The following is a 25,060-nucleotide window of genomic DNA, read 5'->3' as shown; positions in this document are numbered from 1 at the left end:
GTTTTAAAAGCCGCATGTTTCAAGCCAATTTGTTTCTTGTCTTTGCGGCTTGAAATGTGACATTTTCACCGCTCCCGCCACAGGAGAAAGACATGTTTTTCAGACGTACGCTGCTTGCCGGCATCATGGCCGCAATTGTTGCCCCTTTCACGGGTTTTGCTGCCGATCTTCCCGACCTTAAAGGGCGTACTGTGGTGGTGGTCACGGAAAATGCCTACCCGCCGCTGCAGTTTGTCGATCCTAAGTCTGGCAAGGCCATCGGTTGGGAATATGATGCGGTTGCCGAGCTTGCCAAGCGTTTGAACTTCAAGGTCGAATATCAGAACATCTCTTGGGACGCGATGATCCAGGCTGTTTCGGATGGCCAATATGATATCGGCATGACCGGTATCAGCATCAAGGATGACCGCAAGGAAAAGGTCGACTTCTCCGACCCCTACATGCGCTCGGAAATGTTCATGCTGGTGCGGGCTGATGAAAACCGCTTCACCGATGCCAAGAGCTTTGCTGGCTTCGACAAAGGTCTTGTTGGCGCACAGGCTGGAACAACCCCATTTTACACTGCCGTTTATGATGTTCTCGACGGCAACGAGCAGAACCCGCGCATCAAGCTGCTGGAAACCTTCGGTGCAAGCGTACAGGCGCTCAAGACCGGCGACGTTGATCTGGTCCTGACCGATGGAGTTGCCGGCAATGGGTACGTAGCCGCGTCCAACGGCACCTTGAAGCTGATTGGTGCGCCTTTGGGTGGAGATGATTTCGGCTTCATATTCAAAAAGGGCTCGGACCTCGTCGCACCGATCAATGCGGGTATCGCGGCCCTCAAGGCAGACGGCACCATTGCCGCGCTCGATAAGAAGTGGTTCCTCGACTACAAGCTTGGCGAATGAGTGAAATCATCGCCTGCATGCTGATTTCCGTTTATCGGAAATTGTCACGATGAGTTTTATCAAACACAGCACCACGGAGAAGGACTTTCCGTGGTGGCTTGTTGCATTGGTCGTGATCGGTGCCGGACTGGCGGTAACAATCATTGCCACCGACCTTTACGCGCAGGTTTTTTCCACCGTCGTCAAAGGCATCGGTATCACCATTTTCGTGACGCTCGCAGCTTTTTTTCTTGCTGTCGTGTTTGGTCTCGGCATTGCGCTGCTCGGTCTGTCTGACAATGTGGTGCTGCGGCAGATTGCGCGCTTTTACATTGAAGTTATCCGCGGCATCCCCATCTTGGTCTTGCTGTTCTATATTGCCTTTGTCGGGGCGCCGGGGCTTGTCAGTCTCTACAACTGGGTGACTACGCCGCTTGTGTCGGCAGGCTGGTTGGAGCCGGTTCTGGTGCGTGACTTCTCGCTGGTCTGGCGGGCGATTATCGCGCTTACGATTGGTTACGCATCGTTTCTCGCGGAAATTTTTCGCGCTGGCATTCAGTCCGTTGACGAAGGACAGATTGAGGCCGCAAAGGCCCTTGGGCTTAATCGTTATCAACGGTTCCGGCTGATCATTCTGCCGCAGGCGGTCAGAACGGTTTTCCCGCCGCTTTCCAATGACTTTGTGTCGATGGTCAAGGACAGTTCGTTGGTGTCGGTGCTGGGCGTTACCGACATAACCCAGATGGCCAAGGTCTATGCGGCAGGCTCGTTTCGTTTCTTCGAAACCTACTCGATCGTCGCCTATATCTACCTGATCCTCACGGTTGGTTTGTCGCTTGTTCTCAGGCGTATTGAAAAGGCCATGCGGCGGGCTCCGGCCGGATAAGGCGAGCTCCCGTGTTCCTGCGTGTCATTGATATTGAAGCGCAGGCAGCAATCTGCTAATGAAATGGTCATGGGATCGAAATTCGGATGTCTCGCGCAAAATATTTTCGTGCTGCAGGATCATAAACGTCTGCCGGCACGTTTCTTCGCGCGCTTGTCCGGGGCGCTCAACAGCCGACTTACGCTCGCCTGATAGCCCTTCAAGGCTGTCAGCCTTTTTGCGAAGCCCATTTCCCTTTTTCAATATCCGATGGATAAAGCCATGAGCGCACCCCGCACCCTTTATGATAAAATCTGGGATGATCACGTCGTTAATAGTGATCCGAACGGAACCTGTCTTCTCTACATCGACCGTCACCTCGTTCACGAGGTGACGTCGCCGCAGGCCTTTGAAGGTCTGCGTATGGCGGGTCGTCCCGTTCATTCGCCAACCCGTACACTGGCCGTGGTCGACCACAATGTTCCAACCACTGCTGACCGTCTTGAAGGCATCAAGAACGAAGAAAGCCGTATTCAGGTTGAAGCGTTGGCACAAAATGCCAAGGAATTCGGTGTTGAATATTATTCCGAGCGCGACAAACGTCAGGGTATTGTTCACATCGTCGGTCCTGAACAGGGCTTTACCCTGCCCGGCATGACGATTGTGTGCGGTGACAGCCACACATCGACGCATGGCGCGTTTGGCGCCTTGGCGCACGGTATTGGTACTTCGGAAGTGGAACACGTTCTGGCGACCCAGACGCTGATCCAGAAGAAGGCCAAGAACATGCTGGTGCGTGTCGATGGCAAGGTGCCGGAAGGCGTCACCGCCAAGGATATCATCCTCGCCATCATCGGTGAAATCGGCACAGCCGGTGGTACCGGTCATGTTATTGAATTTGCGGGCGAAGCCATTCAGTCGCTGTCAATGGAAGGCCGTATGACGGTCTGCAACATGACAATCGAAGGCGGCGCACGTGCGGGCCTGATTGCTCCGGACGAAACGACCTTCGAGTATATCAAAGGCAAGCCACGTGCACCGCAGGGCGAAACGCTGGAACAGGCCATTTCCTATTGGAAGACTCTGAAGTCTGACGAAGGTGCACATTACGACAAGATCGTTGTTCTGGATGGCGCCAATCTGCCGCCGATCGTTTCCTGGGGTTCGTCACCGGAAGACGTTGTTTCGGTTCAGGGCACCGTTCCAAACCCTGATGATATCGCTGACGAAAACAAGCGTAACTCCAAGTGGCGTGCGCTCGAATATATGGGCCTGCAGCCGGGCACCAAAATGACTGACGTTGCCATTGACCGGGTGTTCATCGGTTCGTGCACAAATGGACGTATCGAAGATCTACGGGCTGCTGCCGTGATGGTCGATGGTCGCAAGGTTGCACCAACCGTCTCGGCTATGATTGTTCCGGGCTCCGGTCTGGTAAAGGAACAGGCGGAAGCCGAAGGTCTCGACAAGATCTTCCTCGACGCCGGTTTTGAATGGCGCGAACCTGGCTGTTCGATGTGTCTGGCGATGAATGATGATCGCCTGCAGCCGGGTGAGCGTTGTGCGTCGACCTCGAATCGTAACTTCGAGGGACGTCAGGGTTACAAGAGCCGTACGCACCTTGTGTCGCCTGCCATGGCCGCTGCTGCCGCCATCGCTGGCCACTTCGTTGACGTGCGCGAGTGGAAATAAGATTTAAGACTGCCGAGTAAGACAAAGCCCTCCGGAAATGAAATTTCCTGAGGGCTTATTTGTTCGTATAGGAGGAGTATTCGCCGGTTATTCCGCGATGATCTTCACGCGCTGCCCGGGCTGCAACACTGCACCAGCGCCCATCGCATTGATCATCTTGAACAGATCCAGTTTGCGGTCGGTGCCCATCATGCGCGCCGCCATGGTGGCTATGGTTTCGCCTGGTTTTGCCGTGACCACGCGAACGCGCAATGGCTTGAGTGAGGCGATTTCTGCGCTGGTCATCTGCCGGAAGCTGGTACGCAAGACGTTTGCGACCGTATCAAGCTGTGGATTGCCCTTCGGCACAGCCGTCAGGAAGCGGAAAATCTGCTGACCCTGCCTGATGACAGTGACGTCGAAATCCCATTTTTCAGCTGTGGCGCGGGCAGTTGCCGCCTCTAGACCGTTGACCTGCGTTTTGCGCACGGTATTCGGCAAAAGCCCAGCCACCCAACCGCTGGTCAGGTAATTGGCAAGATCCGTCTGCTTGGCATCTGCCACACCATCAAAACGGATGGCCATTTCGCCGGGGCCGGTTGCAAGAACGGCTTCAACCTTGTTGTCGATTTGGAAACCTTCCGGCACATCGAAACGAATGCCAAGGCTGCCATGCAGGAATGTCTGGCCACGTACATAACCTTCTTGCGGGCTGTCGCCATAAAGCAGGCCGTCAATGCCGTTCAGATACCATTCGCGGCCACGATCTCCCACGCTGCCTTCCTGCCCAAAGGCGCGGGCATGGCGACGTGCCAGCTCAACGCGCTGTGGCGCATTGGGGTGGCTGGAAAGGAAGTCCAGGCTCTGGTCGCTATCCGGCTCAACGGATGTGTAGCGGGCATAAGCGGCCATGGAATCGAGGAAGCGCGCTGCGGCATAGGGGTCGTAACCCGCCTCACCCAGCATGCGTACACCAATGACGTCGGCCTGCAACTCCTGCTGGCGAGAAAATGCTGCTAATCGCAGTTTACCGCGCGCCAATGCCTGTTTTCCAGCCAGATCACTGGACAGCACTTCCGCCACAACACGGCTGGCAATAACCTCAGCCTCTTCGCGGCGCTGGCGTTCAATGCCGTGGTTGGCAGTGACGTGGGCCATTTCATGCGACAGAACGGCCGCAACTTCCGACGCGTCGTTGGCGAGCGCCAACAGTCCGCGTGTGACATAAAGATAGCCACCGGGCAACGCGAATGCGTTGATCGCCGGGGAATTGAGAATGGTGATGCGGTAGGATTGCTGCGGATTTTCCGAAACGGCCGTCAGTGCACCGGTAATGCGGGCAACCAGGCGTTCGGTTTTTTCATCGCGATATTCACCGCCATAACTTGCAACAATACGCGGGTGTTCGCGTGCTCCCATCTGGGCACGCGGGTCATTTTTCTGAACTTCTTCAACGGTCTGCGGGTTGTCCGACGGGCGGACACTTGCCTGATAGGACTGGCTGAACAGCGACTGGCACGCACTGAGCGTCATCGCAGCAACTGTCAGGCCGGCAATAGAGCGCACAAGTTTGCCATAACGCTGCGCGCGCGGATGAGATGTCCTTGCCTGCCTTGCTATTATGGAAATCGTCATCTTGTCAGTCAGTTCCTGTGCCCCTGATGTTACGCACTGCTAGTTTATTGTGCGAATACTGTCCATCAATGGACACAAATTGTCACGCCTTGTGGTGTGCTATTATCGATGACGAATCTTTTCAATATTCTTGACCATCTTGCATGGCTCATCAGGCAACCAAAGTAAATTAGCAAATAGACGATCAAATACACTCAATCCCCTGTTGAAGCCGTACTAAGCCGATTGCCACTTGCCCGCGTCGAAATTGTGGCGAACGGCGTGTGCCGCAGCTATCCCTTCAGGAACGTACGAATTTGGGGGATGTTCCCGTTCTCGGAAAAAATCTCCGGTGTGCCCTGGAACAGGATTTTCCCCTTATCCATGAACACGACATGTTTGGCCAACTGTTGTACTTCCTCGGGTTTGTGGGTGACCAGCAATACAGTGTTGCCGGTTTCCTGATGCAAACTGGACAGCAATTCAGCCATCCCGGCGCGCAAACCGGGATCAAGAGCGGCAAAGGGCTCATCCAGCAACAGTACCGAGCGGTGGCGCACCAGAGCCCGTGCCATGGCAACACGTTGCCGTTCTCCACCCGACAGATTTGGCGGCAGACGCTTTTCAAAGCCCGCAAGACCGACACGCTGCAGGGCATTTGAAACGGACTGCCGCTGTTGCGCGGAAAGTTTTAGCGAAGGATTGATGCCGAGCGCTATATTGGTGAACACATCAAGGTGCGAAAACAGGTTGTTGTCCTGAAAGATCACCGAGACCGGTCGGTCGGCCGGGGCTAGGTGCGTGACGACCTGCCCGTCAATCATGATGGTGCCGGTATCTGGTGTTTCAAAACCAGCGACCAGATTCAACAGGGTTGATTTCCCTGAACCAGATGGGCCGGTAATTGCAGTGATCGTGCCCTGCGGCAACTGGCAATCAAAGGAAAACTCCTGCGATCCAAGTTTCAGCGCCACATCATTAAAACGAATGCCGGAAGGAGCGGTTTCAGTCATTGGTTTTGCGCCTTGCGGGTTTGTGACGTGCCTGCGCCACCCATGGCCAATATCAGGCAGATCACACCCAGGATCAGCGCATAACCATCGGCGTCATTGGTACGATAGCTGCCCATATTGCTATAAACCAGCCAAGGCAGGGTGATAAAGTTCTGCGAACCGAACAGGGCGATTGCGCCGAGATCGCCAAGTGACAGGGCCATTGCAAAGCTGAAGGCCGTTGCCAGAGGTTTACGTAGGATTGGCCAATGGATGTAACGCAATCTGGCAAAACAACCCATGCCGAGACTGGCTGACAGTCTTCCAGTTCGCGCCTGGTGAGTCTGGAATGCCGGTTCAAGAACCCGCATAACGAAGGGAAGCGCCATCAGCATGTTGATGCACGCAACCAACGCCGGTGCAAACAGCGTGATATCGCCGAGCGGCCGTAACAGCAGGAACCAGCCACTCCCCAGCACCACTGGTGGCACCAGCAGCACCATGGACGCGCCACCGGACATCGCGGAGGCGATAAGACGTAGTAGCAGGTTTGCCTTGCGGTTGCCGCGGATCGTCGAGCGCGCATTGATGAGGGCAACGGAAATGCCAATGGCAATACTGGCCGAAACCAGCGCAATGGACAGGCTGGTTCCGGCTGCCCGCCAGAACACATCGGCCGCCAACAGGCGCGATAAGTTGGCGGTCGAGCCGGATATGGCGATACTAAGCAAGGGTGCCACCATAAAAACCACAGCGGCGATGATTAGAATACCGTCGCGCAGCCGTGCCTGAAGCCTTTTTCCATCATAGCGCTGGATGGTCCGGCCGTGGCTCAAACCCTCATCGTCAGGTCTGGGCAGCCAGCTTAATAAGGCGAGCAACAACCCGGTCATGACGATTTGCAGAGTAGCAAGAGCAATGGCACGTGGAGGATCGAAATCAAAGCGCAGCGATTGATAGATCGCCACCTCAAGCGTCGTCGCCGCAGGCCCGCCGCCCAACATCAGCACAAGGGTGAAACTGGTGGCGCAGAGCATAAAAATCAGCCCGGCGACACCGGGAACCAGTTTTATCAGCGCCGGCCATTCAATGAACCGGAAAATGGACCAGGAGGGCATGCCAAGGCTTGCCGCCATACGCCAATATTCACCGGGAATACGCTCCAGCCCGGCCAGCAGCAAGCGGGTGGCAAGCGGCAGGTTAAAGAAGACATGTGCCAGCAGAATTCCTGACAGGCCATAAATGCTGAAAGGTTGTTCAACACCGAGTGATGTCAGCGTGGTGTTCAAGAAGCCCTGTCTTCCCCAGATGGCAATAAGGCCAAGCGCACCCACGATAACCGGTAGCCCCATGGGAACGGCCATAAGGCGGATAATCCAGATACGACCGGGAAACACAGTTTGCCTTGCCAAAGCCAGTGCGACAGGCAGCGCAAAAAGGATTGATAGTCCGGTCGACAACGTTGCCTGATAGAGGGTAAAGCGCAGGATACGCCAGGTGTAGGTACCGAACAGTTCATCGCTTGCAGCACCTGCATCAAAAGACAGAAGGGCAAATGTGCCAAGGCCAATGAATGCGAGAACAGCGGCAAAAGCCGCCATTCCCGTGCCTATCGATTGCCGTTGTTCAGCCGTTGAAATCATGGCGCTGGCCTGAATTTCCGATCTGGAAAACGTTAGTTGATGCTCATGGCTGCCAGCCACTCATCAATCCATGCCTTGCGGTTCTTGGCCACTTCCTCAGGTGACATCAGAAATGTCTTGGTGGGAACAACAAGTTTGGAAAACGCCTCTGGCAGCGGTGCGCTGGTTGCCGCAGCCGGCATCATCCAGTTGTTTTCCGGTATGGCGTCCTGGAAGCCCGGTGTCAGCATGAAGGAGAGGAATGACTTGGCAAGGTTTTTCTGCGGGGCATTTTTCAACAGGCCAGCCACCTCGATCTGAATGTAATGGCCTTCCGAGAAACTGGCTGCCTGATAGCGGTCGGTGTTTTCTGCGACCATGTGGTAGGCAGGTGAGGTCGTGTAGGACAGCACCATTGGCACTTCTCCTTTGGTGAACAGGCCATAGGCTTCAGACCAGCCCGGCGTGACCGTCAGAATACGGTTTTTGAGCTTTGCCCAGGCTTCCGGTGCCTGATCACCATAAACGGACTTCACCCACAGGAGCAGGCCAAGGCCGGGGGTAGAGGTACGCGGGTCCTGAATGGCGATCTTCTGGGAAGGATCACCTTCGACCAGATCCTTCAGGCTCTGTGGAGGGTTCTTGATGGTCTGGGTGTCATAGTTGATGGCGAAGTGACCGTAGTCGTAGGGAACAAAGATATCATCCTTGTAGTCGCCTGGAACCTTGGCAGCTGACGTATCGATGCCATTTGTCTCGAACAGGCCGGTTTCCTTGGCTTCAGTAACGAGGTTGGTGTCGAGCCCCAGAACGACATCGGCCTTGGATGTTTCACCTTCCATCTTGAGGCGTGTCAAAAGCGCAACGCCATCGGCAACACCGACAAAATTGACCGTGCACTGGCAATTTTTCTCAAATGCTTCCTTGACCTTGGGGCCAGGACCCCACTCGGACACGAAGCTTTCATAGGTGTAGACCGTCAGTGTCCTGTCGGCTGCAAATGCTGCGCCGGGCACGGCAAATGCCGCAAGCACCAGTGCCTTGGCGATTAGGGAATTGTTCAAAATGCTGCGCATCCGCGCCTCCTCTTTCATATGTTGAACGGGAATAGGGCGCTGATAATGAGCCGTCTAATCCCTCCGCCGGTGTTAACCGGATCAGGTTCTTCGGGTTGGCGGAAGCCTCTCAGCCTTGTCGGTAAAGACAAAGCACCCCGTTAGAGCAAGGCAAGGTGTAATCTTACTGTCATCAATTGGCAAGATAGCCAGTCATGGCAACAGTCGGGTGCCAAATCCGATGGTTTCAGGACTGCCCGGTCATATGGACCAGTTCCCAGACATGGCCGTCGGGATCCTGAAAACTTCCGGCATACATGAAGCCATGATCCTGAATCGGTTTCCATTCGCGGCCGCCGGAGGACAATGCTGTGGCAATCATCCTGTCGATGTCTTCGCGGCTTTCTGCCGTCAGGCAGGTCAGCACTTCGGTCGTGCGGGTGGCGTCGGCAATATCGCCGTTGATGAAATCACGGAAACGTTCTTCCTGAAGCAACATGACGAAGATGTTCTGCTCCACGATCATGCACAGCGTTCTCTCGTCCGAATATTCGGGATTGAAGCTGAAGCCGAGTGCGGTGAAGAAAGCTTTTGTCGTTTCGATATTGCGAACAGGCAGATTGACGAAAATCATACGCATTTTCTGAACTCCTCCATCTTTGCCAAGGAAAACGTAAAATCGCTTCCCTGTCAAAGATGGATGAAGAGCGGAGGTTCCGGTGTGGTGAAAGGAATTTTAGCCTTCCAGTTCCTCGCGCAGCATTTCAAGCTCTAGCCACTCTTCTTCCATGGCGACCAGCTTGTGTCGCAGCTTTTCCATTTCGTCGGCAAGCTTGCCAAAAGCTGTGGGGTCTTTGGTGAAGAGGTTGGGGTCGGCCATCTTTTCTTCGCGCTTGGCGATTTCGATTTGGGCCTTTTCCATTTCCTTGGGCAGGTTCTCCAGAGCGAACTTCTGCTTGAAGGACAATTTACCCTTGGCCTTTGGTGCATCTTCCGACGCAGCTGAAGAGGAGGTGCTTTTTGCCTTTTCCTGCTTTTCCGCCTTGCGCTTTTCTTCGGCTGCGCCCTTGCGCTGCGCCATCATGTCGGAATAACCGCCGGCATATTCGATCCAACGGCCATCTGGCGCATCGGGATTGGCCGGCGCAATGGTCGAGGTCACTGTTCTGTCGAGGAAGTCACGGTCGTGGCTGACGAGAATGACGGTGCCGACAAATCCGGCGACCACTTCCTGCAACAGATCAAGCGTCTCGATGTCGAGGTCGTTGGTCGGTTCGTCGAGAATGAGGAGGTTGGTCGGGCGGGCGAGAATACGTGCCAGCATCAAACGGGCACGTTCACCACCGGAGAGATTCCTGATCGGTGTGCGGGCCTGTTCCGGCTGGAACAGGAAATCCTTCATGTAGCCGGTCACGTGCTTCAGTTCGCCATTGACCAGCAGGTTTTCACCACGTCCGTCGGTCAGATAGTGCGCCAGCGTGTCATTCGGGTTCAGTTCTTCACGCTTCTGATCGAGCGTGGCTATATCGAGATTGGTGCCGAGTTTGACAGTGCCGCTATCTGGTTGCAGCTGTCCGGTCAGCATTTTCAAAAGCGTGGTCTTGCCTGCTCCGTTTGGCCCCACCAGACCAATACAGTCGCCACGATGCACGCGCAGTGAGAAGGGTGCCACGATGGTGCGATCACCATAGGACTTGGTAATGCTGTCGGCCTCGATCACCAGTTTGCCGGATTCACGAGCATCAACAGCTGTGGTCTGTACGGAACCTTGCGGTCCCTTGTGGCCACGATGTTGGGCGCGCATCGCCTGAAGTTCGCCGACGCGGCGCATATTGCGTTTGCGACGGGCGGTTACGCCATAGCGCATCCAGTGTTCTTCGCGCTCAATCGCCTTGCCGAGTTTGTGCTGCTCGAGTTCTTCCTCTTCCAGCACCTTGTCGCGCCATTCCTCGAAATGGGCAAAGCCGCGGCTGAGACGACGCGAGGTACCGCGATCGAGCCACACAGTGGAGTTGGAAACTTTTTCAAGGAACCGACGGTCGTGCGAAATGAGGACCAGTGCGCTGCGGCTTTTCTGCAGTTCGTCTTCCAGCCATTCGATTGTCGGCAGATCCAGATGGTTGGTGGGCTCGTCCAGCATCAAGATGTCGGGTTCAGGTGCCATCACGCGAGCAAGCGCCGCACGGCGAGCTTCACCACCGGACAGGCTTTTGGGGTCTTCCTGTCCCGTCAGGCCAAGGTGGTTAAGCAGATATGTAACCCGATAGGGATCATCGCCCGGTCCAAGCCCTTCTTCCGCATAGGCCTGTACAGTGTCGTAACCATTGAAATCCGGTGCCTGCTCCAGGTAACGAATCGTCGAGGATGGGTGTCTGAACACCTCGCCGGATTGCGCTTCGACCAGACCGGCGGCAATTTTCATCAGCGTGGACTTGCCGGAACCATTGCGACCAACGAGGCAGATACGGTCACCCGGTTCCACTTGCAGGTTGGCACCGTTCAGCAGTGGCGTAACGCCAAAGGTCAGCGTGATATCGTCAAGTTTCAAAATGGGAGGCGCCAAGGCTCAGGCTCCAGTCATGTCATAAGGGCGGGCAAGGATGATGGCTCTACCGCTTTTCAGGGAGAAGCGCACCGGACCTTCCGCAACGTTGGAAATTGTGCGGGATGTGCCGAAGGTCAGCGAATAGTCATTCAACGGATAACGGGCGTTCTCGATGTCTAGGCCGTCAAGATCGCTGAAACCGAGAACGGAAAACAGCGAACCACCGGGCAGGTCGAGTGCCTTCTCGCCACCGGATACCAAGGGGTAGGCCTCTTCTTCACCCGAAAGAAGGGTGACATCGTAACCTTTTTCCTTAAGGCTGATGGCATTCAGCATGTGCTGAAAGGCATGATCGGTTCGGTCGCCACCCAGTGCGCCAATCAGAACGAGGCTTTGTGCACCACGCTCAATCGCCTGCGAGACAGCGATCTCGCCGTCTGTTGCGGCTTTGCTTGCGGGAAAGGTGTGACGCTCCACATCCGGCCATTCGGTGAGAAGAGCGGTGTCGGTGGAATCAAAATCTCCCACCCACAATTCCGGTGTCAGCGACAGCGGCTGCGCATGGCGCATGCCATTATCGGCTGCGATGACGCGTGTTCCGTCTGCGGCTTCGCGCACGCGCTCAGTTACCGACAGGTTGCCGCCCAGCAGAATTGTAAAGCCCGTTTTTTCCATGCCCCGCCAATAGCCCAAATGTTCGCAGAAGGGAACGGCCAGCGCCCGCAAATGCGGCTATATTGATTTTCGTGGCATGCGGGATTATGTAATCTCCTAGTGGTGATTTGCCGACCGGCTTGCAGCCACTTTAAAGAAGTCGCTAAAGGGTCGAGGAAACGTGGATTTTCCAAGAACCGGTTGCGATTTCGTTGCCGGTTTTTTTGTTTTGTGCGGTTTGTCCGGGCTGTCTGCCTTGGTTACCCGCCGGATGAGAGTGTTCCAATATGCCCATCAAAATACCCGATACGCTGCCTGCTTTTGAAACCCTCATCAATGAGGGTGTGCGGGTGATGACCGAAACGGCGGCTGTTCGTCAGGATATCCGCCCGTTGCAGATCGGGCTTTTGAACCTCATGCCGAACAAGATCAAAACCGAAGTCCAAATGGCGCGGCTAGTCGGCGCATCCCCTTTGCAGGTCGAGTTTTCACTGGTGCGTATTGGCGGGCACCGCGCCAAGAACACCTCTGAAGAGCATCTCTTGTCGTTCTATGAGACCTGGGAAGAGGTCAAACACCGCAAGTTTGACGGTTTCATCATCACCGGCGCACCGGTGGAGACCATCGCTTACGAGGATGTGACCTACTGGGACGAGATGCAGAAGATTTTTGAGTGGACGCAGACCAATGTCCATTCAACCCTGAACGTCTGCTGGGGTGCGATGGCTGCCATCTACCATTTCCATGGCGTGCCAAAACATCCGCTCAAGGAAAAGGCGTTTGGGGTCTATCGTCACCGCAATCTTTGCCCGTCTTCCATTTATCTGAACGGTTTTTCAGACGATTTCCAGGTGCCGGTTTCACGCTGGACCGAGGTCCGTCGCGAGGACATTGAAAAGCACCCCGAGCTTGAAATCCTGATGGAGTCAGAGGAGATGGGAGTGTGCCTGGTGCATGAAAAGAAGGGCAACCGTCTCTACATGTTTAACCATGTGGAATATGATTCCACATCGCTTTCCGACGAGTATTTTCGGGATGTGAATGCTGGTATCCCGATCAAGGTGCCGCATAACTACTTCCCGCACAATGATCCTGATATCACCCCGCAGAACCGTTGGCGCAGCCATGCCCATCTGTTTTTCGGCAACTGGATCAATGAAATCTATCAGACGACCTATTACGATCTGAACGAAATCGGAAAGTGAAATTTGCCGATTGCGAAGCGACGGGAAATGACGCAACGTCTGGCCCGTAATTCTTGCAAACGGAGGTCGATATAATGACGAATGGTGCCGCACGGGAAAACTTCGGCGTAACGCCCACAGGCGAAAAAGTGGAGCGCGTCACTATTTCGGCAGGCGGTTTGACCGCCAATATCATCACCTGGGGCGCAGTCATTCAGGATCTGCGCCTCGATGGCCATCAGCCACCGTTGGTTCTCGGTTTTGATAAATTTGAGGACTATCCGCAATATTCCTCTTATTTCGGTGCAACGCCGGGCCGTAACGCGAACCGTATCGATAGCGGACGTTTCTCGATTGACGGCAAAGAATACCAGCTTGAACTGAACGAAAAAGGCATCACCCATATCCATGGCGGCAGTGATGGTATCGGTAAAAGCAACTGGCTGATCATGGAACATGGCACAAGCCACGTCGTGCTGCAGATCATTGATCCGGATGGCCGTGCCGGTTATCCCGGCAATTGCACGGTAAACGTGACCTACACAATCCGTGAAGGTGGCGTGCTTTCGGTTCTCTATGAGACAACCACTGACCAGCCAACCATCGCCAATATCTGCCAGCACTCCTATTTCAATCTGGATGGTGCAGACACTGCACTCGATCACGAGATCATGATTGCGGCTCACCACTATCTGCCGACCGATGAACGGCAGATCCCGACCGGTGAAATTCGTGCTGTTGAAGGCACTGCATTTGACCTGCGCTCATCCACGCCGATGAAACGTGAGGAAAATGGCGAGCAGGTTCTGTACGATCATAATTTCTGCCTGTCGCCTGAGCGCCGCGAAAAGCGCAAGGTGGCACGGGTGTTTGCACCTGCGTCCGGCGTTGCACTTGAGGTGCACACCACGGAGCCGGGCGTGCAGTTCTATTCCGGCTTCAAGCTCAACACAGCCGTTCCCGGTCTCGATGGCCGTCATTACGGTGCCTTTGCGGGCTTCTGCCTTGAAACACAGATTTGGCCGGATGCCGTGAATCATCCCGATTTTCCGAACGGCATCTTGCGCCCAGGCGAGATTCTGCGTCAGGAAACCGATTATATCTTCACGCGCGGCTGATCAGCCAGTCAATCGAGAACACATCCGACGTAGCCGCCGGATGCACGGGCGCGGCGCTCATTGAGCGTCGCCAGCCGCTGAGTGCCACGTCCCGGCTTGGAGGCGACGCGTTCGATCGGGTTTGGCAGGCTGACGGCCAGAAGTGCTGCCTGTCTGGTGCTGAGCTTGGAGGCTGATGTCTTGAAGTGATAACGGGCCGCCGCTTCGATGCCGTAGATACCCGGTCCCCATTCGGCGACGTTCAGATATATTTCTATCATCCGCTTTTTCGACCAGACGAAGTCAGCGGTCATGGCCAATGGAATTTCCAGAATTTTACGAACGAAGAAACGGCCATTCCACAAAAACAGGTTCTTTGCGGTCTGCATGGGAATGGTGCTGGCACCACGTGTGGTATCACCCTGCAATGTGCCCTCGATCACACCACTCATCTGTTTCCAGTCAACACCGCCATGGAAACAGAACTGGCCGTCCTCCGACATCATGACGGACCGAACGACATTTGGTGAAATGTCATCGATCGAGACCCATTGCCGGTCATAGCCCTGTAACGTCACCAGATCGGCAAGCATCAGCGTAGAGACCGGCCGCATGAATGGCAGTGCGTAAACCAGAATGAGAAAATAGGGCAGGGCAAGGAAGATTAAGATCGCCATGACCAGACGCTGCCAGAGACTGCGTCCCCTCAGCATGGACGTATCCTGCGCATCGTCATCCTGCGACAGTACAACGTCATCATTCTGGTTTTCAGGTGCGACTGCCAATCTTTCAAACCTGTGCCTTTTTGTTTGCCGAACCGTTTCACATTGGCAAGATGCGATCAAGCCTTGCAGATGCTGCAAAAAGCCTGATTTTCATTGCCTGTGTTAACTTCTCATGGCAAAGAGCGGCCATGAAGCCAGAAACAACCTTATTCGAACGCGCATTGCGTGAAAACGCGCAGCAGGTGGAAAATCTGCTGGATAACGTTCTTTCCCCAGCCCATCGCAGCGATGAAATCACCAGACCGGATAACCTGCTGGAAGCGATGCGTTATGGCGTACTGAATGGCGGCAAACGTTTGCGGCCGTTTCTGGTGATCGAGAGCAGCAAAATGCTGGGCGGCAACGCGCTGGCGGCCTTGCGTGTCGGCTCGGCGCTGGAGTGCCTGCATTGTTATTCTCTTGTCCATGACGACCTTCCGGCGATGGACGATGATGATCTGCGCCGCGGCCAACCCACCGTGCATCGCAAGTTTGACGAGGCGACCGCTATTCTGGCCGGTGACAGCCTGCTGACAATCGCATTCGACATTATTGCAGCACCAGAAACTCCGCTGCCGGACGCTTCCAAAACGGCTCTTATCCTGGCGCTTGCACGGGCAGCCGGTATAGGCGGCATGGCTGGTGGGCAGGCGTTTGATCTTGCGGCTGAAAAACAGGCGCCGGACGAGCAGGGTATCATCACCCTGCAGGCCATGAAAACCGGAGCGCTGTTGCGTTTTGCCTGTGAGGCCGGTGCGATCATTGCTGGTGCCGATTTAGAGACGCGTCAACGGCTCAGAACCTTCGGCGAGCGCGTTGGACTTGCGTTCCAGTTGGCGGACGATCTTCTCGACCTGACGGCCGATGCCGCTACCATGGGCAAGGCGACGGGCAAGGACGCGGCACGTGGCAAGGGCACTCTTGTTGCCTTGCGTGGGCAAGCGTGGGCTGAACAGCGTCTGGGTGAACTGGTTGATGAGGCCTCGCAGCTTCTGGAGCCTTACGGCGAACGTGCCGATATTCTAACCGCCGCTGCGCGGTTTATTGCGGAAAGAAAGAGTTGAGATGAGCAAATTCTGGTCTCCTATTGTTGCATCGCTTCATCCGTATGTGGCGGGAGAGCAGCCAGTCATCGCCAATCTTGTCAAACTCAACACCAATGAAAACCCGTGGGGGCCTTCTCCCAAGGTTTTGGAAGCCGTTCGTGACAATGCCACGGAGGATTTGCGGCTTTATCCCGATCCTTCTGCCAAAAAGCTGAGAGAGACGATTGCTGCCTATCATGGGGTCTCGCCGGATGAGGTTTTTGTTGGGAATGGTTCGGATGAGGTTCTGGCATTTATCTTTGCCGGCCTTCTGAAACACGAAAAACCGCTGCTTTATCCAGATATCACCTACAGCTTTTATCCGACATATAGCCGGTTTTTCGACGTTAAAACCACGACCGTACCGCTGGACGACAACTTTCAGATCCGCCTGGAGGATTACGAAGGGGAATGTGGTGCGATCATTCTGCCAAATCCCAATGCGCCAACCGGCATTGGGTTGCCGCTTGCCGATATCAAAAAACTGGTCAACTCCCATGCCGATCAGGTGGTGGCGATTGACGAAGCCTACATTGATTTTGGCGGTGAAACGGCCGTTCCGCTTGTCTGCGATCATGACAATCTGATTGTCATCAGGACGTTTTCCAAGTCCCGTTCGCTGGCTGGCATGCGTGTCGGTTATGCGGTCGCACAACGCCCGCTCATCGACGCACTGGAACGGCTGAAGGACAGTTTCAACTCCTATCCGCTCGACCGGCTGGCACAGGCCGCAGCTGTTGCATCGATTGAGGATGACATCTGGTTCACGGATCACCGCCAGAAGCTGATCGACAATCGCCAGAGGCTGGAACAGGCGTTGCGCGAACGTGGCTTCGATATTTTGCCATCGCAGGCCAATTTCATCTTTGCCCGCAAGGATGGATGGGCGGGCAAGGCACTTGCTCTTGCTTTGCGTGAACGTGCCGTTTTGGTGCGCCATTTCGACAAACCGCGTATTTCGGATTTCCTGCGCATTTCCATTGGGACTGAAGAGCAGTGCCAGGCACTGATCACGGCGCTGGATCAGGTTTTTGCATCTGCCTGACATAAAAAACGCCGCATAAAGCGGCGTTTTTCAATTGGTGTGTATGTAAATTCTATCAGCTCTGGGTCAGCGGAGAGATCAACACTTCGACGCGGCGGTTCTGCGCGCGGCCATCTGGTGTTGCGTTGGAGGCAACTGGCTGCGACGGGCCGTAACCCAGTGTCGAAATGCGGCGCTGGTCTACGCCACGCGCGCCGATGTAGTTGGCAACGGACGCGGCACGGCGCTCAGACAGACCCTGGTTGTGGGCAAGGCTGCCGGTGGAATCGGTATGGCCATTGATATCGATCAGCGTGCGGTTGAACTTGTTCAGAACAATGGCGACCGAGTTCAGTGTGTCGTAGAACGGTGGGATCACCTGATCCTGATCGGTTGCGAAAGTGATGTTGGATGGCATGTTGAGAACAATGCTGTCACCACGACGGGTCACCGAAACGCCGGTGCCCTGAAGCTGCTGACGCAGTTCTGCCTCTTGGTTGTCCATGTAGTTGCCGACCATGCCGCCAGCCAGCGCGCCAATACCTGCGCCCAGCAGGATGGCATTACGACCGGACTTGCCGGAGCCGCCGCCCACAGCCAGACCGCCAAGCGCACCTGCAACAGCACCGATACCGGCGCCGCCTGCCATGTTGGACATCTTCTGTTCGCCAGTATAGGGGTCCGTAGTGGTGCAGGCTGAAAGGAATGTTGCGGCAAGCGCGAGGATTGCAAACTTCTTGATCATCGAATCATGGCTCCTTGATTGATGGACCTGAAATAACACGAATCCGGCAAAATCTCGGCGGCTGTTGATTATTCTGCTGCGTGTTTGTGTCCAAACCGCTTTTCAATGTAGTCGATGACCAGCGCTTCGAAATCTGCTGCAATATCTGGACCACGCAAGGTCAGGGCTTTCTGACCATCGATGAAGACCGGAGCGGCGGGAGTTTCTCCGGTGCCAGGCAGGGAAATTCCGATATCAGCATGTTTGCTTTCGCCCGGGCCGTTGACGATGCAGCCCATGACCGCAACGTTGAGACCCTCGACGCCTGGATATTTTTCCTTCCAGATCGGCATGTTTTTGCGGATGTCGTTCTGGATGTTCTGCGCCAGTTCCTGGAACACCGTCGAGGTCGTGCGACCACAGCCGGGACACGCCGCAACAACAGGAATGAACTGACGGAAGCCCATGACCTGCAGGAGTTCCTGCGCAACCTGCACTTCGCGGGTACGGTCGCCATTGGGTTCCGGCGTCAGAGATACGCGGATCGTGTCACCAATACCGTGTTGCAGTACATAACCCATGGCCGCAGAAGACGCGACAATGCCCTTGGAGCCCATGCCCGCTTCGGTCAGGCCAAGATGCAGGGCGTGGTCAGAACGTTCTGACAGCATGGAATAGACGGCAATCAGATCCTGCACCTGACTGACCTTGGCCGACAGGATGATGCGATTGCGTGGTAGGCCGATATCTTCGGCCAGCTCGGCCGAAATCAGTGCTGATTGCACGATGGCTTCGCGGGTGACCTGACGGGCAGACAGAGGAAAACCTTCAGCCTGGTTCTTGTCCATCAATGTGGTCAGCAGTTCCTGATCGAGAGACCCCCAGTTGACGCCGATTCGAACCGGCTTGTCATAACGGATCGCCATTTCGACGATATCGCCGAACTGCTTGTCCTTTTTGTCTTTGAAGCCGACATTGCCGGGATTGATGCGATATTTTGCCAGCGCTTCCGCACAGGCGGGATGATCCGCCAGCAGTTTGTGGCCAATGTAATGGAAGTCGCCCACCAGCGGGACATCAAGACCAAGGCGCAACAGCCGGTCGCGTACTTTCGGTACAGCGGCAGCGCTTTCATCACGGTCAACGGTGATGCGAACGATTTCAGAGCCAGCGCGATAAAGCGCGGCAACCTGCGCAACAGTTGCGTCAATGTCGGCCGTGTCGGTGTTGGTCATGGACTGCACAACAACAGGCGCTCCGCCACCGACGATGACGCCCCCCACATCGACGGCAACCGAGGCACGGCGTGGCTTGGGATCAAAATCAGTGGGTGATGACATCGTTATCTCTACGCTTGCGACAAATGCGCCTATTCAGGTGGATCAAGGCGCGTGCCTTGTCAATATTATACCTATCACGTTTTGCTTTGAGTGGCACTACATGCCGCCAGGAAGTACTGATTTGTCGCCTATTTCAGGCGCTTTGATGATCATTGTCAGGAATTATCATCAATCACAAAAAATGAAATACATAAAGGCTGCAGATTTTCCTGCGATGCAATCTTTGATTGAGATCATGATTACAAAGGCGTCTTAAACGGTGTCGATATGTCCGCCAGTTGATGTGGCGGACATTTTTCTGCGGTTGAAACCGGTCAGTGGCCGCTGGCACCATCTGCGTGGCGGGCCAGCCTCGAGAGAAGCAGTACGATAACGTGCAGTACCGGCAGGCCGATGAATACTGTTCCAAGCCCGATATGCTCGGCAATGAAGCCGATCGCAGATGGGGCAACCAGAATACCGGAATACCCCATGGTTGTTACAACCGAGAGGCCAATGCCCGGTGCGAGGCCCGGCATGTTGCCAGCCGCCGAGAAGGCAATTGGCACCATGTTGGAAATACCGATACCGGCGATAGCAAAGCCGGCGATAGCGACAACCGGGTTGGTGGCGATGCCGGCAATCAACAGGCCGATAATCGAGATCACCGAGCAGACACGCAAGGTGTTTACGGCACCGAACCGGTCACGCACCAGATCGCCGGCGAAACGCATGATGGCCATTGTCATAGAGAATGCGGCAAAGGCAAAACCCGAGGCGGTGACCGAAGCGCCAAGTTCATTGCGCAGATAAAGGGCACCCCAATCAAGGATCGCACCTTCCGGCACCATGGAAAACAGCGCCATGATACCAATGATCCAAGGTAGTGGTGTCATCGGCAGGCGAAGCTTTTCGTGGTGTTGTTCAGGATGCGGAGGATCGGCAAGAACACGTGGCCATGCGATTGTCAGCAGGATTGCGGCGACCACCGTCAGGGTTATAGCATGGCCATAAACGCCGATCTGTTTGATGAGCAAGCCGCCAAGACCAGCACCGAGCAAGCCGCCAAGGCTCCAGAAGGCATGGCAAGACGACATGATCGAGCGGCGCATGCTACGCTCTGTTGCGACTGCGTTGGCATTCATCGCCACGTCCATGGCGCCCGTAAGACCACCGAACAACACCACTGCGGCCACACCGCTCCAGATGTTGTTGGTGAGAGTGATCAGCAGAAGGGTCGGCAGAAACGCAACGGCGGCTGTCAGTGACACTTTTCTGGAGCCGTAACGGGCGATTTTTGCGCCTGCCACTGGCATCATCAGCAATGATCCGACGCCGAACATCAAGATGACAAGACCGAGCTGGCTTTCACTCAAGGAAAGCCGGTGGGCAAATTCCGGGATCATTGGTGCCCAGGAACCCATCATGAAACCGTTCATCAGGAACAGCAGAGAAATGGCCAGTCGTGTTCTCGTCATATAGGGCGTGCGGACGGGCAAGGTGGTGTTCATGGCAGAGCCAGACATCGGAGTTATCCTCAGGAATTGGGGATTACGGGTTGTAATGAAGCGGATGCGGCCATGTGAATTTTAATGCCGCGAGCGATCAAGGCATTGGTGAAGACCTGATCTGCCTGATGTTCGAGAATGAGCGACAGCGGATCACTGAGATCACACACATTGAAGGCTGCCTTATGGCCAAGTTTTTCACGGGTAATGGCAGCCAATATTTTCGCACTTGCCTGGCATGCCAAGCGCTTGAAAACCGCATCCTCGTAAATGTCTGCAGCAAGGCCATGTTCCAGAGTCATGCCGCAGGCGCCGAGAATACACAGATCAGGACGTACCTGTTCCAGCTGTCGCAGCGCCGTGGCGTCAATGGATGCGCCGACATTGGCGTCGACCTTGCCGCCAATCACAATCAAATCAACACCAGATTTACCGGCAAGTTCTGCGGCAATGATGGGTGTGTTGGTAATCGCCGTCAGACGCAAATCCTGCGGTATCTGGCGGGCGACCGCGAGATTTGTTGAGCCGGCATCGATAAAGACAACCATTCCCTCGCTGAGCAGCGAGACGACCGCTTGTGCGAGAAGCGCTTTGCGATCGGTTTTTTCGGTCAGGCGCGTCTGCAGTGGCGTGGTGATGCCTGTTGTCTTTAACGCACCGCCGTAAACACGTTCGCATTCACCGCGGGCGGCCATCTCACGCAGGTCACGGCGGATGGTGTCCTCCGAGGTGCTGAAGGTCTGGGCGAGTTCCTGCGCAATGACACGACCTTTCGTCTCGAGTTCCGAGAGAATGAAGGCCTGTCTTTCGCTTACAAAATGCTCTGTTTTGGACATTGACTATCAATCGTGAATAAACGTGCAAAAACACGCATAAATCGATTGAGTTAAAACAGCAAGAACAAAAATGCCCGCCTTTCAGCGGGCATGATGTTGAAGCGCCATGAGTGGCGATTCTGTTACTCGCCGTAGATGACCAGCAGGTCCTTGGCGTCGATCTGATCGCCTGCGCGCACCAGAACTTCAGCGATTGTGCCGTCCTTTTCTGCGTGCAGTGCTGTTTCCATCTTCATGGCTTCGATCGACAGCAATACATCACCGGCCTTGATCGTCTGGCCCTGGTTGACGAAGACGCGAGAGATGACGCCTGGCATTGGTGCGCCCAGATGTGCGCCGTTGGCTGGCTCGGCCTTGCGACGGACAGCTGAGCCGGATGCGCCATGGGCACGATCTGGCACCTTGATGCGGCGTGGCTGACCGTTGATTTCGAAGAACACGGTGACCATGCCCTTGTCGTCGGTGCCGCTCATCGCCTGATTGACGATAACCAGTGTCTTGCCGCGTTCGATATCGGCAAACAGTTCCTCGCCATCTGCCATGCCGTAGAAATAGGCGTGGGTGGGAAGAACTGACACAGGCCCATATTGCTCGGATGCCAAAGCAAAGTCCGTAAACACCTTCGGATACATCAGATAGGATGCGAATTCGAAGTCATTGACGGTGCGACCGATCTTCGCGTCGATGGTTTTGCGTTCTGCATCCAGATCAGCATCTTCCAGCAGTGAACCGGGACGTACCGTGTAGGGCTTGTCGCCCTTCAGAGCCTTTTTCTGCAGGCCTTCCGGCCAGCCGCCTGGTGATTGTCCAAGATCGCCCTTCAGCATTGAGACAACAGATTCAGGGAACGCGATATCCTTGTCAGGGTTTTCGACATCCGAAACCGTTAGATCCTGGCTGACCATCATCAAGGCCATATCACCGACAACCTTGGACGAAGGCGTTACCTTGACGATGTCACCGAACATGCGGTTGGCGTCAGCATAAGCCTGCGCCACTTCGTGCCAGCGGCTCTCAAGGCCAAGCGAACGGGCCTGTTCCTTGAGGTTTGTGAACTGTCCACCGGGCATTTCGTGCAGGTAGACTTCCGAGGCTGGTCCCTTGAGGTCGCTTTCAAAGGCTGCGTACTGGCCGCGTACCGCTTCCCAATAGAAGGAAATACGTCTGATCCATTCCGGATCAAGGCCGGTATCACGCTCGGTGCCGGAGAGGGCTTCGACAATCGAACCAAGACAAGGCTGGGATGTGTTGCCGGAAAGCGCATCCATGGCTGCATCCACCGCGTCCACGCCTGCATCGACAGCGGCAAGAACGGTCGCAGCCGAAATGCCTGACGTGTCATGGGTGTGGAAGTGAATTGGAAGGGATGTCGCTTCACGCAGCGCCGTAAACAGAACTTTTGCGGCTGCTGGCTTCAGCAGGCCGGCCATGTCCTTGACGGCGATAATATGGGCGCCAGCCTTTTCAAGTTCGCCTGCAAGGTTGGTATAATATTTCAGGTCATATTTCGGGCGCGCCGAATTCAGGATGTCGCCCGTGTAGCAGATGGTTGCTTCACACAGCTTGTTTTCTTCGGCTATGGCATCCATCGAGACGCGCATGTTCTCAACCCAGTTGAGGCAGTCGAACACACGGAACAGGTCTACGCCACCCTTGGCAGCCTGACGCACGAAATATTTGACGACATTGTCCGGGTAATTCTTGTAACCTACGCCATTGGCACCGCGCAGCAGCATTTGCAGCAAGAGGTTCGGTGCGCCCTCCCGGATCAGCGACAGACGTTCCCAAGGATCTTCCGTCAGGAAGCGCATCGATACGTCAAATGTCGCGCCGCCCCAGCATTCCAGTGACAGCAGTTGCGGCAGTGCCTTGGCGTAAACATTGGCTACGCCGGCAATGTCATGGGTGCGCATACGGGTGGCCAGCAGCGACTGGTGGCCATCGCGCATGGTGGTGTCGGTGACGAGAACGCGCTTTTCATTGCGCATCCACTCGGCAAAACCTTTCGGCCCGAACTTGTCCAGCAGTTGCTTCGTGCCGTCGGGAATGGCCTTGTCGATGTAAGGTACAATCGGCTTGGCAGCTTTGTCCGATGGTGTGGCGCGACCCTTGGTTTCCGGGTGGCCGTTGACGGTCACATCAGCCAGATAGGTCAACAGTTTGGTGGCACGGTCCTGGCGTTTGACCTGCTGGAACAGTTCTGGAGTCGAGTCGATGAAACGTGTCGTGTAGGTGTTGTTGCGGAACTTTTCATGGCCGATGATGGCTTCAAGGAAGGTCAGGTTGGTTGCAACGCCGCGAATACGGAACTCGCGCAGCGCGCGGTCCATGCGGCTGATGGCTTCCTGTGGTGTTCCGCCTGATGCTGTTACCTTGACCAGCAGCGGGTCGTAGTAACGGGTGATGATAGCGCCGGTGTAAGCCGTGCCGCCATCCAGACGAATGCCGAAGCCGGCTGCCGAACGGTAGGCGGTGATACGGCCGTAGTCAGGAATGAAGTTGTGTTCCGGATCTTCGGTGGTGATACGGCACTGCAGTGCGTGACCATTGAGACGAATGTCAGCCTGCTTTGGTACGCCGGATTCGGGCGTGCCGATCGCTTCACCTTCGAGAATATGAATCTGCGCCTTGACGATATCGATACCGGTCACAACTTCGGTAACCGTGTGTTCCACCTGAATGCGCGGGTTAACTTCTATGAAGTAGAATTTTCCGGTGTCGGAATCCATCAGGTACTCGACGGTGCCCGCGCCGATGTAATTGGTGGCAGCGGCAATTTTCAGCGAGTAATTGGCCAGTTCCTGACGTTGTTCTTCCGAAAGGTAAGGGGCAGGCGCGCGTTCGACCACCTTTTGGTTACGGCGTTGAATGGAACAATCACGCTCAAATAGATGCACGACATTGCCGTGTGTATCGCCAAGCACCTGGCTTTCAACGTGGCGTGCACGCTCGACCAGCTTTTCCAGGTAAACTTCGTCCTTGCCGAAAGCAGCCTTGGCTTCGCGCTTGGCTTCCATAACCTCACGCGCCAGATCTTCCTTTTTGCGTATGGCGCGCATGCCGCGTCCGCCCCCGCCCCAGGAGGCTTTCAGCATTACCGGATAACCGATCTGTTCGGCCATACGCTCGACCTCGGCCATGTCTTCAGGCAGCGGGTCGGTTGCCGGTACGACGGGTACGCCAACCGAAATTGCCAGATTACGGGCTGCTACCTTGTTGCCAAGCTGGCGCATCGTGTCGGCGGTAGGACCGATAAAAATGATACCTGCAACGTTACAGGCCTCTACAAACTCCGGACTCTCGGACAAGAGACCATAACCTGGATGGATGGCATCGGCGCCGGAGAGTTTGGCAACGCGAATAATTTCCTCAATCGACAGGTAGCTTTCGATTGGTCCCATGTCCTTGGCCAGATGCGGGCCGCGACCAACCTGATAGCTTTCATCCGCCTTGAACCTGTGCAGCGAAAGTTTGTCTTCCTCAGCCCAGATCGCCACCGTTTTTATTCCCAGCTCGTTGGCTGCACGGAATACACGAATCGCTATCTCGGATCGGTTCGCTACAAGAATTTTTGATATCTTCAAGACGGTCTCCCAAAATCGTCGCGGATGCATATATGTTGCAGCGCGAAA

The 25,060-nt window shown here is 55.3% G+C and carries 21 protein-coding genes and 2 riboswitches; of the genes, 8 read left to right on the top strand and 13 right to left on the bottom strand.

Annotated elements, in window-relative coordinates; translation table 11 throughout:
- The first annotated feature begins 92 nt into the window (after positions 1-92).
- The 3 genes from IB237_RS20275 (at position 93) to leuC (ending at position 3,426) form a co-directional block, all read left to right on the top strand.
- Complete coding sequence (locus IB237_RS20275; RefSeq protein WP_192490527.1) at positions 93-890, top strand: transporter substrate-binding domain-containing protein; 798 nt, start codon at positions 93-95, stop codon at positions 888-890.
- Positions 891-939: 49 nt separating this feature from the next.
- Entirely contained in the window at positions 940-1,755 is an 816-nt protein-coding gene (locus tag IB237_RS20270) for an amino acid ABC transporter permease (RefSeq protein ID WP_192490526.1), read from the top strand.
- A gap of 261 nt (positions 1,756-2,016) precedes the next feature.
- Positions 2,017-3,426, top strand: coding sequence for a 3-isopropylmalate dehydratase large subunit (gene leuC / locus IB237_RS20265; protein WP_192490525.1), 1,410 nt, complete (start codon positions 2,017-2,019; stop codon positions 3,424-3,426).
- A gap of 87 nt (positions 3,427-3,513) precedes the next feature.
- On the opposite strand, the gene IB237_RS20260 is transcribed toward leuC, so the two are convergent.
- The 7 genes from IB237_RS20260 to IB237_RS20230 form a co-directional block, all read right to left on the bottom strand.
- Positions 3,514-4,938 carry a M48 family metalloprotease gene (locus IB237_RS20260; RefSeq protein WP_246788154.1) on the bottom strand — a complete coding sequence of 475 codons (1,425 nt, stop codon included), beginning with the start codon at positions 4,936-4,938 and terminating at the stop codon, positions 3,514-3,516.
- A 374-nt stretch (positions 4,939-5,312) separates the two neighbouring features.
- Positions 5,313-6,032, bottom strand: coding sequence for a thiamine ABC transporter ATP-binding protein (thiQ, locus tag IB237_RS20255; protein ID WP_192490523.1), 720 nt, complete (start codon positions 6,030-6,032; stop codon positions 5,313-5,315).
- Entirely contained in the window at positions 6,029-7,654 is a 1,626-nt protein-coding gene (thiP, locus tag IB237_RS20250) for a thiamine/thiamine pyrophosphate ABC transporter permease ThiP (protein WP_192490522.1), read from the bottom strand. The genes thiQ and thiP overlap by 4 nt, the downstream gene beginning before the upstream one ends.
- Before the next feature lie 32 nt (positions 7,655-7,686).
- Positions 7,687-8,709, bottom strand: coding sequence for a thiamine ABC transporter substrate binding subunit (gene thiB / locus IB237_RS20245; RefSeq protein ID WP_192490521.1), 1,023 nt, complete (start codon positions 8,707-8,709; stop codon positions 7,687-7,689).
- 41 nt (positions 8,710-8,750) lie between these two features.
- A riboswitch (TPP riboswitch) is annotated at positions 8,751-8,859 on the bottom strand.
- Between the two features lie 76 nt (positions 8,860-8,935).
- Positions 8,936-9,328 (bottom strand): VOC family protein, encoded by a 393-nt coding sequence (locus IB237_RS20240; RefSeq protein WP_192490520.1) that lies wholly within the window; start codon positions 9,326-9,328, stop codon positions 8,936-8,938.
- 96 nt (positions 9,329-9,424) lie between these two features.
- Positions 9,425-11,251: an ABC-F family ATP-binding cassette domain-containing protein gene (locus tag IB237_RS20235; RefSeq protein WP_192490519.1), complete on the bottom strand. Its 1,827-nt coding sequence runs from the start codon at positions 11,249-11,251 to the stop codon at positions 9,425-9,427.
- A 3-nt stretch (positions 11,252-11,254) separates the two neighbouring features.
- Positions 11,255-11,908: a thiamine diphosphokinase gene (locus IB237_RS20230; RefSeq protein WP_192490518.1), complete on the bottom strand. Its 654-nt coding sequence runs from the start codon at positions 11,906-11,908 to the stop codon at positions 11,255-11,257.
- Between the two features lie 89 nt (positions 11,909-11,997).
- Positions 11,998-12,074: riboswitch (SAM riboswitch) on the top strand.
- Between the two features lie 100 nt (positions 12,075-12,174).
- On the opposite strand from IB237_RS20230, the gene metA reads away from it, so the two are divergent.
- Both metA and IB237_RS20220 read left to right on the top strand, forming a co-directional pair.
- On the top strand, positions 12,175-13,092 hold the full coding sequence (gene metA / locus IB237_RS20225) for a homoserine O-succinyltransferase (RefSeq protein WP_192490517.1): 918 nt from the start codon (positions 12,175-12,177) through the stop codon (positions 13,090-13,092).
- Positions 13,093-13,166: 74 nt separating this feature from the next.
- Complete coding sequence (locus IB237_RS20220) at positions 13,167-14,189, top strand: aldose epimerase family protein (RefSeq protein WP_192490516.1); 1,023 nt, start codon at positions 13,167-13,169, stop codon at positions 14,187-14,189.
- A gap of 8 nt (positions 14,190-14,197) precedes the next feature.
- Here the strand turns inward: IB237_RS20220 and mtgA are convergent, their stop codons facing one another.
- Entirely contained in the window at positions 14,198-14,881 is a 684-nt protein-coding gene (gene mtgA, locus IB237_RS20215) for a monofunctional biosynthetic peptidoglycan transglycosylase (protein WP_192490655.1), read from the bottom strand.
- Between the two features lie 200 nt (positions 14,882-15,081).
- Here mtgA and IB237_RS20210 point away from each other — a divergent pair, with 200 nt between their 5' ends.
- The gene (locus tag IB237_RS20210; RefSeq protein WP_192490515.1) at positions 15,082-15,996 is read left to right on the top strand and encodes a polyprenyl synthetase family protein; all 915 of its coding nucleotides are present in this window, start codon (positions 15,082-15,084) and stop codon (positions 15,994-15,996) included.
- Position 15,997: 1 nt separating this feature from the next.
- A complete protein-coding gene (gene hisC / locus IB237_RS20205) occupies positions 15,998-17,062 on the top strand; it encodes a histidinol-phosphate transaminase (RefSeq protein ID WP_192490514.1) in 1,065 nt (354 codons plus the stop codon).
- Between the two features lie 55 nt (positions 17,063-17,117).
- Here hisC and IB237_RS20200 read toward each other — a convergent pair whose 3' ends face one another.
- Together IB237_RS20200 and ispG are read right to left on the bottom strand one after the other, a co-directional pair.
- Positions 17,118-17,786: an OmpA family protein gene (locus tag IB237_RS20200; RefSeq protein WP_192490513.1), complete on the bottom strand. Its 669-nt coding sequence runs from the start codon at positions 17,784-17,786 to the stop codon at positions 17,118-17,120.
- A gap of 68 nt (positions 17,787-17,854) precedes the next feature.
- Complete coding sequence (gene ispG, locus IB237_RS20195) at positions 17,855-19,105, bottom strand: flavodoxin-dependent (E)-4-hydroxy-3-methylbut-2-enyl-diphosphate synthase (RefSeq protein WP_192490512.1); 1,251 nt, start codon at positions 19,103-19,105, stop codon at positions 17,855-17,857.
- Between ispG and IB237_RS20190 the strand changes: the two genes are divergently transcribed.
- On the top strand, positions 19,092-19,361 hold the full coding sequence (locus IB237_RS20190; protein ID WP_192490511.1) for a hypothetical protein: 270 nt from the start codon (positions 19,092-19,094) through the stop codon (positions 19,359-19,361). The genes ispG and IB237_RS20190 overlap by 14 nt on opposite strands.
- Positions 19,362-19,419: 58 nt before the next feature.
- Here IB237_RS20190 and IB237_RS20185 read toward each other — a convergent pair whose 3' ends face one another.
- The 3 genes from IB237_RS20185 to pyc all read right to left on the bottom strand — a co-directional run bounded on the left by IB237_RS20185 (position 19,420) and on the right by pyc (position 25,012).
- Entirely contained in the window at positions 19,420-20,610 is a 1,191-nt protein-coding gene (locus IB237_RS20185) for an MFS transporter (protein ID WP_246788132.1), read from the bottom strand.
- A gap of 11 nt (positions 20,611-20,621) precedes the next feature.
- Positions 20,622-21,428, bottom strand: a complete 807-nt coding sequence (locus IB237_RS20180; protein WP_192490510.1) for a DeoR/GlpR family DNA-binding transcription regulator — start codon at positions 21,426-21,428, stop codon at positions 20,622-20,624.
- Between the two features lie 122 nt (positions 21,429-21,550).
- Complete coding sequence (gene pyc / locus IB237_RS20175; RefSeq protein WP_192490509.1) at positions 21,551-25,012, bottom strand: pyruvate carboxylase; 3,462 nt, start codon at positions 25,010-25,012, stop codon at positions 21,551-21,553.
- Positions 25,013-25,060 lie beyond the last annotated feature (48 nt).

The organism is Agrobacterium sp. AGB01 (genome assembly GCF_014851585.1).
Lineage (GTDB): Bacteria > Pseudomonadota > Alphaproteobacteria > Rhizobiales > Rhizobiaceae > Agrobacterium.
Note: the sequence above shows the minus strand (reverse complement) of the source record. Positions and strands in the feature narration are given on the sequence as shown.